The 15647-nt window shown below is 72.8% G+C and carries 15 protein-coding genes; 9 read left to right on the top strand and 6 right to left on the bottom strand.

Annotated elements, in window-relative coordinates; translation table 11 throughout:
* Window positions 1-240 precede the first annotated feature (240 nt).
* Window positions 241-444 (bottom strand): cold-shock protein, encoded by a 204-nt coding sequence (locus ACZ58X_RS01170; RefSeq protein WP_031068443.1) that lies wholly within the window; start codon window positions 442-444, stop codon window positions 241-243.
* Window positions 445-925: 481 nt separating this feature from the next.
* Here ACZ58X_RS01170 and ACZ58X_RS01165 point away from each other — a divergent pair, with 481 nt between their 5' ends.
* Together ACZ58X_RS01165 and ACZ58X_RS01160 are read left to right on the top strand one after the other, a co-directional pair.
* On the top strand, window positions 926-1153 hold the full coding sequence (locus ACZ58X_RS01165) for a hypothetical protein (RefSeq protein WP_470331559.1): 228 nt from the start codon (window positions 926-928) through the stop codon (window positions 1151-1153).
* Window positions 1154-1238: 85 nt separating this feature from the next.
* Window positions 1239-1601, top strand: coding sequence for a hypothetical protein (locus ACZ58X_RS01160; protein ID WP_470331558.1), 363 nt, complete (start codon window positions 1239-1241; stop codon window positions 1599-1601).
* A 255-nt stretch (window positions 1602-1856) separates the two neighbouring features.
* Here the strand turns inward: ACZ58X_RS01160 and ACZ58X_RS01155 are convergent, their stop codons facing one another.
* Window positions 1857-2609: a DUF4097 family beta strand repeat-containing protein gene (locus ACZ58X_RS01155; RefSeq protein WP_470331557.1), complete on the bottom strand. Its 753-nt coding sequence runs from the start codon at window positions 2607-2609 to the stop codon at window positions 1857-1859.
* A gap of 177 nt (window positions 2610-2786) precedes the next feature.
* Window positions 2787-3617, bottom strand: a complete 831-nt coding sequence (locus ACZ58X_RS01150) for an SAM-dependent methyltransferase (RefSeq protein ID WP_470331556.1) — start codon at window positions 3615-3617, stop codon at window positions 2787-2789.
* A 244-nt stretch (window positions 3618-3861) separates the two neighbouring features.
* Between ACZ58X_RS01150 and ACZ58X_RS01145 the strand changes: the two genes are divergently transcribed.
* The 6 genes from ACZ58X_RS01145 to ACZ58X_RS01120 all read left to right on the top strand — a co-directional run bounded on the left by ACZ58X_RS01145 (window position 3862) and on the right by ACZ58X_RS01120 (window position 9491).
* Window positions 3862-4209, top strand: a complete 348-nt coding sequence (locus tag ACZ58X_RS01145; RefSeq protein ID WP_470331555.1) for a PRC-barrel domain-containing protein — start codon at window positions 3862-3864, stop codon at window positions 4207-4209.
* 166 nt (window positions 4210-4375) lie between these two features.
* On the top strand, window positions 4376-4642 hold the full coding sequence (locus ACZ58X_RS01140; RefSeq protein ID WP_188303232.1) for a metal-sensitive transcriptional regulator: 267 nt from the start codon (window positions 4376-4378) through the stop codon (window positions 4640-4642).
* A 381-nt stretch (window positions 4643-5023) separates the two neighbouring features.
* Window positions 5024-6457, top strand: a complete 1434-nt coding sequence (locus tag ACZ58X_RS01135; protein ID WP_470331554.1) for an endonuclease/exonuclease/phosphatase family protein — start codon at window positions 5024-5026, stop codon at window positions 6455-6457.
* A 14-nt stretch (window positions 6458-6471) separates the two neighbouring features.
* Window positions 6472-8466, top strand: coding sequence for a phosphocholine-specific phospholipase C (locus tag ACZ58X_RS01130; protein WP_470331553.1), 1995 nt, complete (start codon window positions 6472-6474; stop codon window positions 8464-8466).
* A 97-nt stretch (window positions 8467-8563) separates the two neighbouring features.
* Complete coding sequence (locus ACZ58X_RS01125; RefSeq protein WP_470331552.1) at window positions 8564-9037, top strand: VOC family protein; 474 nt, start codon at window positions 8564-8566, stop codon at window positions 9035-9037.
* A gap of 4 nt (window positions 9038-9041) precedes the next feature.
* A complete protein-coding gene (locus tag ACZ58X_RS01120; RefSeq protein ID WP_470331551.1) occupies window positions 9042-9491 on the top strand; it encodes an SRPBCC domain-containing protein in 450 nt (149 codons plus the stop codon).
* A 47-nt stretch (window positions 9492-9538) separates the two neighbouring features.
* Here ACZ58X_RS01120 and ACZ58X_RS01115 read toward each other — a convergent pair whose 3' ends face one another.
* The 3 genes from ACZ58X_RS01115 to ACZ58X_RS01105 all read right to left on the bottom strand — a co-directional run bounded on the left by ACZ58X_RS01115 (window position 9539) and on the right by ACZ58X_RS01105 (window position 13352).
* Window positions 9539-10786, bottom strand: a complete 1248-nt coding sequence (locus tag ACZ58X_RS01115; protein WP_470331550.1) for an FUSC family protein — start codon at window positions 10784-10786, stop codon at window positions 9539-9541.
* 59 nt (window positions 10787-10845) lie between these two features.
* A complete protein-coding gene (locus ACZ58X_RS01110; RefSeq protein ID WP_470331549.1) occupies window positions 10846-11592 on the bottom strand; it encodes a polyprenol monophosphomannose synthase in 747 nt (248 codons plus the stop codon).
* 194 nt (window positions 11593-11786) lie between these two features.
* Window positions 11787-13352, bottom strand: coding sequence for a N,N-dimethylformamidase beta subunit family domain-containing protein (locus ACZ58X_RS01105; protein ID WP_470331548.1), 1566 nt, complete (start codon window positions 13350-13352; stop codon window positions 11787-11789).
* 393 nt (window positions 13353-13745) lie between these two features.
* Here ACZ58X_RS01105 and ACZ58X_RS01100 point away from each other — a divergent pair, with 393 nt between their 5' ends.
* On the top strand, window positions 13746-15647 hold the full coding sequence (locus ACZ58X_RS01100) for an APC family permease (protein WP_470331547.1): 1902 nt from the start codon (window positions 13746-13748) through the stop codon (window positions 15645-15647).

Below are 15647 nucleotides of genomic sequence, written 5' to 3'. Positions count from 1 at the left end.
TCGGGTCGGCGCTCTCCGCCGGGGCGGGAACGGGGATCCTCGAACCGCGGGGTGTCACGGCAGGGCGGCGATCCGGACGCGGCGCTGTGCGTCTCGCGCGGGGATGGCCGCCGGTGGCGGAGCCAGGGGGGCCTGAACGGCCGGGGACGGGCAGGGTGGAGCAATGCCGAGGGGCCCGCACCGGGCATCATGTACGCGGTGCGGGCCCCTCGCTACCAGGCGGGTGCCGTGGCGGAAAAACTACAGCGGACGAATGTTCTCGGCCTGCGGGCCCTTCTGGCCCTGCGTGACGTCGAACTCGACCTTCTGGCCCTCGAGCAGCTCACGGAAGCCGTTGGCGTTGATGTTCGAGTAGTGGGCGAAGACGTCCGGGCCGCCACCGTCCTGCTCGATGAAGCCGAAGCCCTTTTCCGCGTTGAACCACTTCACAGTGCCATTAGCCATAAAGAAATCTCCTTCAAGGGGCTGTCCGAAGCCCGCACAGCGCGCGCTCCGAGTCGCCGCGATGAGCACCCACCCGGGGAAGTGCCGGGAAACAAAAATGCGCCTGCGAAACATCAGCAGGCGCACACAAAGTTCATGGGAACCACTACTGCAACTAAAACGACTGTAGCAGGCCCGGGCCCGCCGCGGGTGGATATTCCGCCCCCGGTTTTGTGGCGCCCCTGCCGAGGGGGCCGGTCGGGAGGCTGTGGAGACTGCCAAAGTGCCTGCATGGCAGCCCAGTTGGTCATGTCATCCGCCCCTCGGGTGCGGGCCGGTCGATCCCCCGAGCGGGCGAATCGCGCAGGCGCCGAGCCTCTGCCCTCGGCGCGGCGGACCCGTGGAAGCGAGTGCCACGCCCGCCGGCGCCGTCCTGAGGCGCTCCGAAATCGAGTGCACGAAGAAGGCGCGCTCCCGCGACTTTCGGCGCATACTGCAGGGAATGAGGAAATCTGCAGCAGTCCGCCGTGTCCTGCCCGCCAGCCCCTTCAAAGCCCGGATCGAAGCACCGCGCAAGCACTTCGCCGTCGGTGACCGCGTCAGTCACGACACGTACGGCCTCGGCCGGGCCATCGGCGTCGAAGGCGACAGCGACATCGCGGTACTCGTCGACTTCGGATCGCGACAGGAACGCATCACCCAGCCCTACACCGCGATGTTCAAACTCTGACACCGGACGCACACCGCCGTCGCTGCGGCCGCGGCTGCTGCCCAGGGCCTTGGGCTCGCGGAGGCGGTGTCATAGTCTGTGGGACATGTCGAACCCTGACAGGCTCCTCGTCGACATTGCGGCGATGGTCGAGTCCGAGCACAGCAATCAGATGTCCCTGACCGTGGTGGTCCCTGGCGCGGTGATCACCGGCAGGCTCGCGCCGGTGACCTTGTGGTTGGAGCGGGTGGCGGAGGTCCTCCAGGCCTCGGAGCACCTGAAACCGTTCGCCGCTCTCTTCGCCGCGCGGGCCGACGGCCCGCCCGCACGGCCCACCCACCTGCATCTCCACCGGGCGAAGATCCTCCAGGGCGACTTCGGGCTGCCCCACACCGGCGGCATGTACCGCATCGCCATCGAGGACGTCAGCAGCTGGACGGTCGGGGACCTCAGCTACTCCGATTCCTGATCGCCACCGCAGGCCGATCGGTCGACCGGCGAGGAGCCCGAGCGAGCGGTAGAACGCCGTAGCAGGCCGCCTCGTCGGCGGAGCTGGTCCGGGCCGGTCCGAGCAGTCCGCCCCACTCGTCCCGCGCGGTGACGGCCAGGCCCGTCGTGTCCGAACCGGCCCCGTCCTGCCCCGGGCCGGGCCGCCTGTTAACGGTGGTCCGGCCCGGAGTTCGAGGTGCGGTGGTGCCGTGTCGCCCGCCGAACGGGGGCCCGGTCAGCCGGTCTTGACGGTGATGTCGCCGATGTCCGTGCCCAGGTCGAGCTCGTACTTGGCGGTGGGGTCGTTCTGGACGCCGATGTGCTTCTCGCCGATGTCCGTCCCGGCGCTCACGTGGTAGGAGCCGGCGGGGACGGTGAGGTGGATCTCGCCGTTGGAGGTGCCGGCCTTGATGTCCTGGGCCTTGCCGGGGGTGAGGGTGATCCCGCCGTTGTCGGTCTTGGCCCGGATCCGGTCGCCCTTGAGTGAAGTGCCCTTGATCTCACCGTTGTTGGTGCGTACGTCGACCGGGCCGGCGGCCTGGTCGACGGAGATGTCCCCGGCGTCGGTGTGCACCGAGACCTCGCCGATCCGGGAGAGGTGGATCCCGCCGGCGGAGGTGCCGCCGCTGACCGGCAGTCCGGCGGGCAGTTCGACGGTGTAGTCCACCGAGCAGTTGTGCCCGCAGCCGCCCAGGACCAGCGCCCCGCCGTCGACCCGGGTGGTGGTGCCGGGTTTCCCGCTGTGGTAGGTGATCTTCCGGTGGACGGAGACGCCCCCGGCGCCGGTCTTGCCGTGGACGGTGACGTCCCCGGAGGAGTTGTCGAGCTTGACGGCGGTGACCTCGTCGGACACGGTCGCGTCGTCGCTGAACGAGGTGCCGACCGGATCGCAGGCGGTGAGCACTGCGGTGGCGAGCCCGGCGGCCAGGACGACCCCGGCGAGACGGTAGGTGCGGCGGTGGTGGGCGTGGCGGCGGTCGTGGACCATGGTGGTTCCCCCCAAGTCATGCGCGTGCGCGGCGTGCTGACCCCGTGTGACCGCCCCGTTCCGGAGCCGTCCCACCGACAGTAGCCGGGGCCCCAGGGCCGGGTCGGTGGTGAGAACCCCCCGATCCGCACTACGGCCAGCACCACCCCGGTCCGCCGCACCGCACGTGACGCCGGGTCAGGGCTTGCGTGCCACCGCGCCGTACATGCTCACCCGCTCCGCGCCCGGGGCCGGTGCCTCCTCCGGGCGCCAGAGCGGGACGGTGACCACCCCGGGCTCCAGCAGCTCCAGCCCGTCGAAGAACTCCCGCACCTGCTCCCGGCTCCGCCCGACCAGGGGCGCGGTGGCCTTGTCGTACACGCCGGTGACCTGGTCCCGGACCGCGGCGGGGATGAAGTCGGCCGTGCCGTGCGAGAGCACCAGGTGACTGCCGGACGGCAGGGCGGCGAGCAGCGTGGCCACCGCCCGGTACGGCTCGTCCTCGTCGCGCAGGAAGTGCAGCACGGCGGCGAGCACCAGCCCGACCGGGCGGGAGAAGTCCAGCAGCCCCTCGGCCCGGACGGCCTCCAGCACCGCCGCCGGCTCCCGCAGGTCGGCCCGCAGCACGGCGGTGCGTCCGGGCCCGGCGCCCGCCATCAGGGCACGGGCGTGGCTGAGCACGATCGGGTCGTTGTCGACGTAGACGACCCGGGCGCCCGGGTCCACGGCCTGGGCGATCTGGTGGGTGTTGCCGGCGGTCGGGATGCCGGTGCCGACGTCGAGGAACTGGTCGACGCCCAGCCCGGCGACGCAGCGCACCGCCCGGGTCAGGAAGCCCCGGTTGGCCCGGGCGGTGGAGCGGAACTCCGGGTTGGCGGCGAGCGCCTTCTCGGCGGCGGCGCGGTCGGCGGGGAAGTTGTCCTTGCCGCCCAGGTAGTAGTCGTACATCCGGGCCGGGTGGGGGGTGTCGGGCCGCAGGTCGGCCGCTGTCCGGGGGTCGCCGGACTCCCACATGCTCTCGTACCCCATGCCTGCCGCCCCTCTGGCCGTCCCGGCCGGGGCGCTCCCCGGGCGGGCTGTTCCCGAACCTCGGCGGACAGCCTAAAGCCCAGGTCAGTGCCCTGGTGGCGGTTGGCCGGCTCGCCCCCGTATGTCCCTTTCATGGTGCCCCGGCGCCCGTCCCGGCGCAGGATGGGTACTCCGGGGGCCGAAGGCAGGGGCCGACGGCTGTGGAAGCGCGTGACACGGGAGGTCCGGGTCCATGGGAATCGCTATGGCAGACATCCGCGAGTGGCGGGGCCAGGACGTGGTCGACGAGAACGGCAAGCGGATCGGCACGCTGGAGTCGGTCTACGTCGAGACGTCCACCGACGAGCCGTTCTTCGCCACCGTCACGATGGGCGTGATGGCCAAGCGCCGCCTGGCCTTCGTCCCCCTGGAGGGGGCGGTGGCCGGTCCGGCCTACCTGCGGGTGGCGTACCCGCGGAACAAGGTCAAGGACGCCCCGGCGATCGGCACCGACGACATCCTGCCCGCCACCGACGAGCCCGAGGTGTTCGCGTACTACGAGCTGCCGTACGCGACGGGCGCCGGGGGCGAGCGCCGCCTGGCCCGGCGCTGACCCTGGCCCGAAGCGCTGGCCCAGGCCCGGCGCCGAGCCCGGCCCGCCGCTGACCGGCCGCGCCGGCCGCGGCCGGCCACCTCGTGACGGTCTTCGTCCGGCCGGGAATGAATACCCCACCGGGTACACTTGGCCATCGAGAGTCGAGGTGAAAGGCGGCCCGCACATGCAGGTGGACGAGGAGGCGGTCGGCGCGGTCCTGAACCGACTGCGCCGGGCCCAGGGCCAGTTGGCCGGGGTGATCGCGATGATCGAGGCGGGGCGGGACTGCAAGGACGTGGTCACCCAGCTCGCCGCCGTCTCGCGCGCCCTGGACCGGGCCGGGTTCAAGATCGTGGCGAGCGGGATGCGCCAGTGCATGGCCGCCGCCGACGAGGACGCCGCGCCGATGAGCGAGGCCGAGCTGGAGAAGCTCTTCCTCGCGCTGGCCTGACCGCCCGGCCTGACCGCCCGGCCTGACCGCCCTGGCCCGACCGCCCCGGCAGGGCCGCACGGCAAGGCCGCCCAGCGAGGCCATGCGGCAAGGCCGCCCAGCAAGGCCACCCAGCAAGGCCGCCCCGGAGGGCCGCGACGAATCGCCCGTCGCGGCCCTCCGCGCGTGTCCGGAGCCGGTCGCGCCACGGAGTTCCCGAACCGCCCGATGCCCCGTCACGCGCCGTTCACGCCCCGGTCGCTGACCTTCGGATGAATGAGCCCGCCCCTAGTTGTACAGCCAACTGCGGGCGTCCTCCCTCCCAGCCTCCGTGACCAGCCGCGTGCGGCCCCGGTACCGTCCCCCGGCGGACCGGGCCCGCCGGCGGCGGACAGGACAACCGTGGCCGCAGGCAGCGCCCTGACCCCGACCTCATCCAGCAGCCCCGCCGAAGGCGACCGGCTCACCTTCCACTGGACCACCGACGCCCCCGACGCCAAGAACTGGGTCGGCATCTACGACGGCAGCCGCCAGCCCGGCACCGGCTCCTCGCTGCTCTGGAAGTACACCCCCGGCACCTCCGGCGACGTCCAGCTCGACACCTCCGCGCTGACCGGCGGCCCGTACACCGCCTACCTGCTGGCCAAGGACGGCTACGGCATCCTGGCCCGGACCGCCCCGTTCAGCTTCCGTCCCAAGCCCCCGGTGGTCCGCCCGCACGCCGTCGTCGACTCCTTCACCGCCACCCCGGTCGCCCCCGGTGCGGCCGTGCGGATCCGGCTCGGCGGCCTCTGGTCCCGCCCGGCGGGCAACGCCCCCGGCTCGGCCGCCCACCGCAAGCTCGGCGGCGCGGCCTGGGCCTCGGTCGCCGCCGACGGCACGATCACCGGCACGGCGCCGGCCGCTACCCGCAACCCCGAGCTGGTCGTGGTCGGCGTCAAGGACAGCACCGGTGCGACCGACACCGTCACCGTGCTCGTCCCCGTCGTGGACCAGGCCGCCCCGCCCCGGCTCAAGGCCGCCAGCTGGAACCTGCACGACGCCGGCAACGGCTACACCGACGCGCTGGAGAAGCAGCTGCGCGTCGTCCTCGCCCAGGGCCTGGACGTGCTCGCGCTCCAGGAGACGGGCGGCGAGCGGGCGAAGACCCTGGCCGACGCCCTCGGCTGGTACGCCCTCCAGAGCCCGGGCAGCGTCGGCATCCTCAGCCGCTACCCGCTCACCGAACCGACCGCGGCCACCGCCGAGTTGCCCGCCGTCGCGGCCACCGTCCAGCTCCCCGGCGGCCGCGCCGTCCGGTTCTGGGCCGCGCACCTCGACGAGGCGGGCTACGGCCCGTACGCCGTGCAGGACGGCGGCACCGCTGCCCAGGTGCTGGCCGCCGAGAACGCCTCGCTGCGGCTCAAGCAGGCCAAGGCGCTGGCCGCCGCCGTGCGCGCGGACGCCGCCCGGCGCCTCCCGGTGGTGCTGGCCGGCGCCCTCTCCTCGCCCTCCCACCTGGACTGGACGGCCGCCACGGCCGCCGCCCACCAGGGCGTCGGCGCGCTCGCCTGGCCGGTCACCAAGGAACTCCAGGCCGCCGGACTGACCGACACCTTCCGCGAGGAGAACCGCGACCCGGCCAAGGCCCCGGGCGCCACCTGGTCGCCCACCCGCAAGCGCCGCGGCGACCGCCCCGAGCCGCAGGACCGGATCGACGTCGTCCAGTACACCGGAGCGCTCAAGCTGGTCGAGGCGCACACCCTGGTCGCCGACTGGCCCCAGTCGGAGCCGAACGCCGCCGCCAACGAGTGGCCCTCCGACACCGCCGCCGCCGTCGCCACCTTCCAGCTCTGAGAGGCCAGTTCGTGATGTCCGAGCTCTCCCGCCGCACCTTCGTCGGCGCCTCCGCGGCCGTCGGCGCCACCGCCCTGACCGGCCTGGCCGCCACCCGGGCCGACGCCGCCCCGGCCGCCCCCGCCGCGGCGCCCGCCACCGCCCTGACCGGCACCGTCAAGGACGTCAAGCACGTTGTCGTCCTGATGCAGGAGAACCGCAGCTTCGACCACTACTTCGGCACCCTGAGCGGTGTCCGCGGCTTCGGCGACAAGCAGGCGCTCCAGTTCCCGGACGGCACAGACGTGTTCCGCCAGCCCGACGCCCGCCGCAGCGACGGCGGGGTGATGCTGCCGTACCGGATGGACACCTCGAAGTACAACGCGCAGAACGCCGGCGGCCTCGCCCACGACTGGGCGACCGGCCACCAGGCCATCAACAACGGCGCGATGAACAAGTGGATCGCCGCCAAGGGCGAGCGCACCATGGGCTACTTCACCCGGGAGGACATCCCCTTCCAGTACGCCCTGGCCGACGCGTTCACCCTCTGCGACGCCTACTTCACCTCGCTGGCCGGCCCCACCGACCCCAACCGGCTCTACCTGTGGACCGGCACCGCCGGCCCCGGCCGCGACGGCACCACCGGCCCGTGGATCGACAACACCCCGGTCACCGACAACCCCGTCGCCGACTGGACCACCTACGCCGAGCGCCTCCAGGCGGCCGGCGTCAGCTGGCGGGTCTACCACAACCCCAGCAAGGACGACCGCACCGGCGACTACGACGACAACGCGCTGTCCTACTTCAAGCAGTTCCACGACTTCCCGCACGACGACCCGCGTTACATCAACGCGATGACCACGTTCGACCCCACCGACTTCGACCGCCACTGCAAGGACGGCACCCTGCCGACCGTCTCCTGGCTGGTCGCGCCCTACCTGTTCTCCGAGCACCCGGAGGCCGGCCCGGCCTACGGCGCGCACTGGGTCAACCAGGCGCTGCAGTCGCTGATGTCCAACCCCGAGGTCTGGAAGCACACCGTCTTCCTGGTTATGTACGACGAGAACGACGGCTACTTCGACCACGTCGTCCCGCCCACCCCCGAGCCCGGCACCCCCGAGGAGTTCACCCAGGGGCGCGCCATCGGCCTCGGCAACCGCGTCCCGCTCTGGGTGGCGTCCCCCTGGTCGCGCGGCGGCTGGGTCAACTCCCAGGTGTTCGACCACACTTCGGTGCTGCGCTTCATGGAGGTGGTGACCGGCGTGGCCGAGCCGAACATCTCCGCCTGGCGCCGGGCCGTCTGCGGCGACCTCACCAGTTGCTTCGACTTCGCCGCCCCGGACACCTCGATCCCGAAGCTGCCGGACACCAACGCCCTGATGGCCAAGGCCGACGCGGGCACCAAGCTGCCCGGCGTCGCCCTCCCGGCCGCCGGCGCCCAGGCGATGCCCGTCCAGGAGCGCGGCGAGCGCCCGCACCGCCCGCTGCCGTACCAGCCCTGGGCCGACGTCGCGGTGGACCGCAGGACCGGCAAGGTCACCTGCACCATGAGCAACGACGGTTCGGTGGCCTTCCCGTACACCGTCTACCCGAACATCCTGCTCCCGTTCGCGGGCACCCCGTACACCGTCGCCCCCGGCGCCAACGCCACGTACGTCTGGGACGCGGCCGCCACCGACGGCCGCTACGACTTCACCGTGCACGGCCCGGACGGCTTCGTGCGACGCTTCGCCGGGACGGTCGTCCGGGACGGGCAGGACGGCCAGAACGACATCGGCGTGCCGATCGTCACCGCCGACCTGCACGGCACCCTCAAGCTCACCCTCCAGGTGGCCAACGACGGTCTGACGGACGTGGCGTTCACCGCCGCGCCCAACGACTTCGCGGGCAGCCCGCAGACCGTCTGGGTCAAGCCCGGCAAGCAGGTCGACCTGTCCTGGCCGCTGGACAAGCAGGGCCGTTACGACGTCGTGGTCACCGCCCACACCGGACAGCGCTTCGTCCAGCGCTACGCGGGCTGGGTGCACTGACCCCGGGATCGTGGTCCGACCGGCCGGGGGCGCCGATCCGGTGACCCCCGGCCGTGGCTCGGCCGCACTGTCGGAGCCCGCCGCTACCGTCGGGCCCATGCAGAAAATCACCACCTTCCTCTGGTACGACGACCAGGCCGAGGCGGCCGCAGCCCTCTACACCTCGCTGTTCCCCGACTCCCGGATCACCAAGGTCACGCGTTACGGCGAGGGCGCCCCCGTGCCGGCCGGCACGGTGATGACCGTCGAGTTCGAACTCGCCGGCCGGCCCTACACGGCGCTGAACGGCGGCCCCATGTTCCGTTTCACCGAGGCGATCTCGCTCCAGGTCGAGTGCGAGGACCAGCAGGAGGTCGACGACCTCTGGACGAAGCTCACCGCCGACGGCGGCGAGCCGGGCCCGTGCGGCTGGCTCAAGGACCGCTACGGCCTCTCCTGGCAGATCACCCCGCGCATCCTGCTCGACCTGGTCGGCGGTGAGGACCGGGCCAAGGCCGACCGGGTGACGGCGGCCATGATGCGGATGGGGAAGATCGAGATCCAGCAGCTGCTCGACGCGGCCGAGGGCTGAGGCCGTGACCGACTTCCGCCACCGCGGCACCGTCTACCTGCGCGCCACCCCGGAACGGGTCTGGCACGCGCTCACCAACGCCGACGAGTCCGGCCTCTACTGGGGCCACCGCAACGTCTCCACCTGGCTGCCCGGCGCGCCCTGGGAGCACCAGCGCACCGACGACTCCGGGATCGCCGACGTGATCGGCACCGTCGAGGTGGCGGACCGCCCGCACCGGCTGGTCACCACCTGGGGCGGACCGGAGGGCGAACGCCCCGGTGGGCCGTCCCGGGTCACCTTCGAGCTGCGGCACTGGCAGGACCTCACCCGGCTCACCGTCACCCACGAGGACCTCGCCGACGAACCCGAGCGCGCGGACGCCGAACGGGGCTGGTCGGCGGTGCTGTCCAACCTCAAGACCTACCTGGAGACCGGCCACCCGCTGCCGCAGCAGCCCTGGCTGATGCCCTGACCTCCACCGCCCCTGCCCGTCGCCCGATCAGCCCCCGTCGCCACCCGTCAGCGCCCGGCGCCCGCCGCCGGGCGCTCCCGTTCCCCCCGCCGTCGGCCGCCGACGGCCCGGCGCAGCCCGGCGAGGCGGGAGAACCGCTCCCGGCCGGCCAGCGAGGCCCGGTCCAGCTCCTCCATCAGCCGCCGACTGCGGTGCTCCAGGTCCAGTTCGTCCAGGATCCGGTCGACCTCGGCCAGCATCGCGCCGTGCAACTGCCAGGCCTCCGGATGCTGTTGGACCTTGCGCAGCAGCACCTGGGCGACGTTCTCCCGGCAGGTCCAGGCCGCCGCCAGCTCGGCGGTCAGCCGCTCCTCGGCCTCCTCGGCGTTGCGGCTCACCTGGGTGGTGACCAGCACCGCGAAGCTCACCATCGCCCCGCCGACGTGCGCCAGCAGCTCCTCCAGCCCGACCGCGACCTCCGGCGGGAACAGCCGTTCCGACGGCCCGCGCTGCTTGGCCAGGTCGGTCACCGAGCGGGCCAGCACCCGGATGACCACCACGCAGATCTCCAGGGTGTCCAGCCCGGTGCGCAGCACCAGCCGGGAGAGCAGGCCCTCGCTGATCCGGGGGTTGAGGCGCAGGCTGTCCTCGGCCTGGCGCAGCGCCGCGTCCACGTCCGCGATCGCCTGGTCGAGCCGCCGGGCCTCGTGCAGCCGTTCGGCGGCCCGGGCGACCGGGGTGGGGCGGCCCAGCTGCTCGGAGATGTCGACCAGCAGCTGACGGGCCCGCCGGGCGAGGTCCTCGATCGACTCCCCGGCGGTGTCCACCCAGACCGGCGGGGCGAACAGCAGGTTGAACAGCAGCCCGACAGCCGCACCGATCAGCGTCTCCAGCACCCGGTCCCAGGCCTGGGAGGTCAGCTTGGTGACGCCCAGGATCAGCATCGCGCTGATCGCGACCTCCTGGACGAACTCCTCGACCCGGACGAAGCGTCCGATCACCAGGGAGGCCAGGATGATCAGCCCGAGGCTCCACCAGGAGAGCCCGACCACGGTGCTGAACCCGATCGCGATCAGCACCCCGACCACCACCGAGACCACCCGGCGGACGCTGGTCTTGAGCGTCGAGTAGACGGTGACCTGGACCACCAGCAGCGCGGTGAGCGGTGCCGTCAGCGGAGCGGGCTCGCTGCTGAGCTGGGTGGCCACCGCGTACGACAGGGTGGCGGCCACGGTGGCCCGCAGCGTCTGGACGGCGAACGGGTCCCGGGCAGCGCGGCGGACCAGGGGCGTCAGGGACTCCGGGAAAAGGGCCATGTCGGCCTTGTTCCCCGCACCCGCCGTCCGCACCGCCCGCCGGGGCCGGGACTACTCGTTCAGGCCCCCTGGCCCTCGCGGTTGAAGCGCAGCTTCCAGGGCGCGAGCGCGGACTCGACCTGCACCCCGATGCTCATCTTGGAGGCGCCCTCGATCCGCTCCTCGAAGCGGATCGGCACCTCGCGGATGGCCAGCCCGTGCTGGACGGCCCGGTAGTTCATCTCGACCTGGAACGAGTACCCGTTGCTCTGCACGGTCGGCAGGTCGATGGCCCGCAGCGCGCTCGCCCGCCAGGCCTTGAAGCCCGCGGTGGCGTCCCGGACGCCGAGGCCGAGGATCGCGTTGACGTAGAAGTTGGCCCAGGCGGAGAGCGCCTTGCGGTGCCAGGGCCACTCCGCGGCGGTCGAACCGCCGGGCACGTAGCGGGAGCCGAGCACCACGGCGGTGCCCTCGTCGGCGAGCAGGGTGCTCACCATCGCGGGTATCGCGGAGGCGGGGTGCGAGAGGTCGGCGTCCATCTGGACCACGACCTCGGCGCCCTCGTCCAGCGCCCGGGCCATCCCGGCCAGGTAGGCGCGGCCGAGGCCGTCCTTCTCGGTGCGGTGCAGCACGCCGACGGTGCCCGCGGAGTCGGCGGCGAGCTTGTCGGCGATCTCGCCGGTGCCGTCGGGGGAGTTGTCGTCGACCACCAGCAGGTGCAGGTTCGGCACCGCGAGGTCCGTGAGGAGCCTGGCGAGGACCGGAAGGTTCTCCCGCTCGTTGTACGTGGGGACGACGACAACGACCTTCGGGGAGGCCTCGACCATGTTCTGTTTCCCTCGTACCCTCGCCGGCCGGCACCCCGTGCCGCACCGGTCGGTTGTCCTGGACGACCTTCGCTGCTGTCAGACCGTGCGAGTGTAGCCGGGCCGACGGCCCCTTCCCGCCCCGGGGGAGCAGGGCGGATCCCCCGGGGCGGGGCCGTGGGCCGGTTCGATCACGATGGACCGCAGGACGCTTCCTACGCCTTGCCGTAGACGGCCGCCAGGTTGTCCCGGGCGGCGTGGGTGCGGCCGGCCGGGCCGGCGGCGAAGAGGCGCAGGACGTTCTCGGTGACCTTGCGGACCACGTCCCCGGCGTGGGCGTCGATGCCGTGCACGCCGGTGCCGTGGGCGTCCAGGGCCTCCACCCAGCGCATCGTGCCGGTGGCGAAGACGCCCGCGCCGCCGGGCACGGTGTAGTAGGCGGTGTCGGAGTGGGAGCGCCGGCCCTCGCAGACCACGGGGGAGTGGGCGATCACCTCGATCGGGCGCGGGGTGGGGAAGGCGGTGTCGACCCGGTCGTACTCGACGCCGACCAGGTGCGGGAAGGACGTCCCGGCCGTCACGCCCGTCCCCTCGAAGGCCCAGTGCTCCGGCGAGGTGACCACGTACGGGGCGTCCACCGGGTAGCCGTCGTAGATCACGCCGAGCATCGAGCTCTCCGGGTCGGCGCCCGGGCCGGTGCGGAAGTCGGTGGTCGCCGGCGCGCCGGCCTGGTGGCCCGGGTCCTGCGCCCAGGCGTCCTTGTAGCAGACCACGGTGCGGTCCGGCCCGAGCTCGCTGGGCTCGAAGCGGACCCGGCGGAAGCAGCAGTTGGCGCCCAGGATCGCCAGGTTGGTCCCGGCGTCGCGGGCCGCCGTCACGTTGGCGCGCTGCTCGGGGGACCAGTACTCGTCGTGGCCCAGCGAGAGCAGGGCGCTCGCCCCGTGCAGCAGGCCCGGCTCGCGGGCCACGTCGATCCCGGTGGTGTACGCCAGCGGCAGCCCGAGCCGCTCGGCCAGGGCGATCAGCGGCGCCTCGTAGACCAGGAAGCGCCCGGCGCCGTGGTCGTAGTCGTGCGGCCGGTCGAGGACGACCCGCAGCGAGCGGGTGGCCAGGGTGCCGGTCGGGCCGTTGTAGAGGCTGTAGCCGCCCCACTCGTTGTAGGCCTGCCAGGTCGCCGGGGCGCTCATCACCACGGTCTTCCCGGCGGTGCTCGCGGAGCGCACGGTGAGCGGGACGTAGCTGCGGCCGGAGCCGTCCTCGGCGTCCAGCCGCAGCAGGTAGGCGCCCTCGGGCCAGCCGGCGGTGTCCACGGCGAGGGTGCGCGGCCAGCCGGTCAGCACGGTGCGGGTGGCCGGGTCGATGTGCGGGGCGGCCTGCTTGCCGCCGGGGACGTGCTCGCGGCGCCAGACCAGCCGGCCCCGGGCGCCGCCGTACCAGCCCATCCGGTACGCGGAGACGGTGAAGGCGGCGGCCGCGGTGGAGACGTGCAGGCCGAAGGTCTCACCGGGCAGCACGCTGACCCGGTCGGCGAAGCCCTCGACGGCGCCGGGCGCGCCGGGGTCGGTGATCTGCCAGTCGGCGTTGCCGGGCAGCGACTGCTCGTTCGGGGCGGCGTCCTCGGGCCCGGCGTGCCGGGCGCCGGAGGGGTCCGCCGGGCCGGGGGCGCCGGGGGCGTCGGGCGTGGGGTGCGGGGCGGCGTCGGAGTGCCGGGTGCCGCAGGAGGTGGCGGCGGCGGCCATCAGGCCGAGGCCGAGGATCCTCCGCCGAGTCGGTTCCGTCACCGCTGTCTCCCTGCCGTCCGTCGCCGTACCCCTGGGCGCGTCAACTCCGTGGGTCAACCTGGAGGGTCAATCCGGTGAGTCAACGCGCGCGGACATGTCTACCCCGTTCGAGGGGTCACCGGACACCGCCGCGCCGGGGGCCCGACCACGGCCGGGGGCAGGCCCCCGGCCGGCAGGGCCGTCCGGGCGCACCCCGGCGTGTCGGCCCGCGCGGCTGCCCGGCCGCCCCGGCCCCGTCCCCTAGCCTGGCCGGGCCCGCCGTCCGGCGGCCTTGGGGGTCCGGAACCGTGCGGCGGCCGGCCGAAGTCGTGGACAGGGGTGTACGTGGTCTCCTCGGGTTCGGTCGAACCGGGAACGGCGCCATCGACGCGGGGCACGAGGTTCCGGGCATGGATGCTCGAAGGCCTCTCGGACATGGCCAAGCAGCACCCCGGCCCGCACGTCGAGGCACCGGCCGAGAAGGGCACGCGCTGGTGGCGGGTGATGTGCCTGACCGGCCTGGACTACTTCTCCACCCTCGGCTACCAGCCCGGCATCGCCGCCCTCGCGGCCGGCCTGCTGTCACCGATCGCCACCGTCGTCCTGGTGCTGGTCACCCTGTTCGGCGCCCTGCCGGTCTACCGGCGGGTCGCCGCCGAGAGCCCGCACGGCCAGGGCTCGATCGCGATGCTGGAACGACTGCTGTCGTTCTGGCAGGGCAAGCTCTTCGTGCTCACCCTGCTCGGCTTCGCCGCCACCGACTTCATGATCACCATCACCCTGTCGGCCGCCGACGCGACCGCCCACCTCATCGAGAACCCGCACCTGCACAGCGCCCTGTCCGGCAAACAGGTGATGCTCACCCTGATCCTGGTGGCCCTGCTCGGCGCCGTCTTCCTCAAGGGGTTCAGCGAGGCCATCGGCCTGGCCGTCGTCCTGGTCGGCGTCTACCTCGCGCTCAACGTCGTCGTGGTGGCCAACGGCCTCTGGCACGTGTTCAAGGAACCGCACCTGTTCGGCGACTGGACCGACGGACTCACCGCCGAGCACGGCAACGCCTTCGCGATGATCGGCGTCGCCCTCATCGTCTTCCCCAAGCTGGCCCTCGGCCTGTCCGGCTTCGAGACCGGCGTCGCCGTGATGCCGCTCATCGAGGGCGACCCGGACGACACCGAGGAGAAGCCCACCGGCCGCATCCGCGGCGCCCGGCACCTGCTCACCACCGCCGCCGTGATCATGAGCGCCTTCCTGATCTCCACCAGCATCATCACCACGCTGCTCATCCCCAAGGACGCGTTCAAGGCCGGCGGCCCGGCCAACGGCCGGGCCCTCGCCTACCTCGCCCACGAGAACCTGGGCAGCGCCTTCGGCAGCGTCTACGACCTGTCCACCATCGCCATCCTCTGGTTCGCCGGCGCCTCCGCCATGGCCGGACTGCTCAACCTGATGCCCCGCTACCTGCCCCGCTACGGCATGGCCCCGCACTGGGCCCGGGCGGTGCGGCCGACGGTCATCGTGCTGACCCTGATCGCCTTCCTGGTCACCTGGATCTTCGACGCCAACGTCGACTCCCAGGGCGGCGCCTACGCGACCGGCGTCCTGGTGCTGATCAGCTCCGCCGCGGTCGCCGTCACCATCGCCGCCCGCAAGGCCGGGGAACGGCACTGGACCGTCACCTTCGCGGTGATCGCCGCCGTGTTCCTCTACACCACGGCCGTGAACATCGCCGAGCGGCCGGACGGCGTCAAGATCGGCGCCTGCTTCATCGCCGGCATCATGCTGGTGTCCTTCCTCTCCCGGCTCAAGCGCGCCTTCGAACTGCGCGTCACCGCCGTGGTCCTGGACGACGTCGCCGAGCGGTTCGTCCGGGACTACACGTACCGCCCGCTGCGCCTGATCGCCAACGAGCCGAACAGCCGGGACCTCGCCGAGTACCGCGACAAGGTCCACCAGATCCGCCGGGACAACGACATCCCGCCGGAGGACGACCTGGTCTTCGTCGAGGTCACCGTGCTCGACCCGTCCGACTTCGAGGCCGAACTGACCGTCCGCGGCGAAGTGCTGCACGACCGCTACCGGGTGCTCTCGCTGCAGAGCTCCAGCGTCCCCAACGCGCTGGCCGCGCTGCTGCTCCAGGTGCGCGACCTGACCGGGCAGCTGCCGCACATCTACTTCGAGTGGACCGAGGGCAACCCCTTCGCCCAGTTCCTGCGGTTCTTCCTGTTCGGCCAGGGCGAGATCGCCCCGGTCACCCGCGAAGTCCTCCGCGAGGCCGAACCCGACCGCACCCGCCGCCCCGCCGTGCACGTGGGCTGA

Source organism: Kitasatospora sp. NPDC040550 (assembly GCF_055594965.1).
Note: the sequence above shows the minus strand (reverse complement) of the source record. Positions and strands in the feature narration are given on the sequence as shown.

Excerpts from the sequence above, each read along its gene's own strand:
- ACZ58X_RS01170 (WP_031068443.1), bottom strand. The coding sequence starts at position 444 with ATGGCTAATGGCACTGTGAAGTGGTTCAACGCGGAAAAGGGCTTCGGC.
- ACZ58X_RS01165 (WP_470331559.1), top strand. The coding sequence starts at position 926 with ATGAGGAAATCTGCAGCAGTCCGCCGTGTCCTGCCCGCCAGCCCCTTC.
- ACZ58X_RS01160 (WP_470331558.1), top strand. The coding sequence starts at position 1,239 with ATGTCGAACCCTGACAGGCTCCTCGTCGACATTGCGGCGATGGTCGAG.
- ACZ58X_RS01155 (WP_470331557.1), bottom strand. The coding sequence starts at position 2,609 with ATGGTCCACGACCGCCGCCACGCCCACCACCGCCGCACCTACCGTCTC.
- ACZ58X_RS01150 (WP_470331556.1), bottom strand. The coding sequence starts at position 3,617 with ATGGGGTACGAGAGCATGTGGGAGTCCGGCGACCCCCGGACAGCGGCC.
- ACZ58X_RS01145 (WP_470331555.1), top strand. The coding sequence starts at position 3,862 with ATGGCAGACATCCGCGAGTGGCGGGGCCAGGACGTGGTCGACGAGAAC.
- ACZ58X_RS01140 (WP_188303232.1), top strand. The coding sequence starts at position 4,376 with ATGCAGGTGGACGAGGAGGCGGTCGGCGCGGTCCTGAACCGACTGCGC.
- ACZ58X_RS01130 (WP_470331553.1), top strand. The coding sequence starts at position 6,472 with ATGTCCGAGCTCTCCCGCCGCACCTTCGTCGGCGCCTCCGCGGCCGTC.
- ACZ58X_RS01125 (WP_470331552.1), top strand. The coding sequence starts at position 8,564 with ATGCAGAAAATCACCACCTTCCTCTGGTACGACGACCAGGCCGAGGCG.
- ACZ58X_RS01115 (WP_470331550.1), bottom strand. The coding sequence starts at position 10,786 with ATGGCCCTTTTCCCGGAGTCCCTGACGCCCCTGGTCCGCCGCGCTGCC.
- ACZ58X_RS01110 (WP_470331549.1), bottom strand. The coding sequence starts at position 11,592 with ATGGTCGAGGCCTCCCCGAAGGTCGTTGTCGTCGTCCCCACGTACAAC.
- ACZ58X_RS01100 (WP_470331547.1), top strand. The coding sequence starts at position 13,746 with ATGCTCGAAGGCCTCTCGGACATGGCCAAGCAGCACCCCGGCCCGCAC.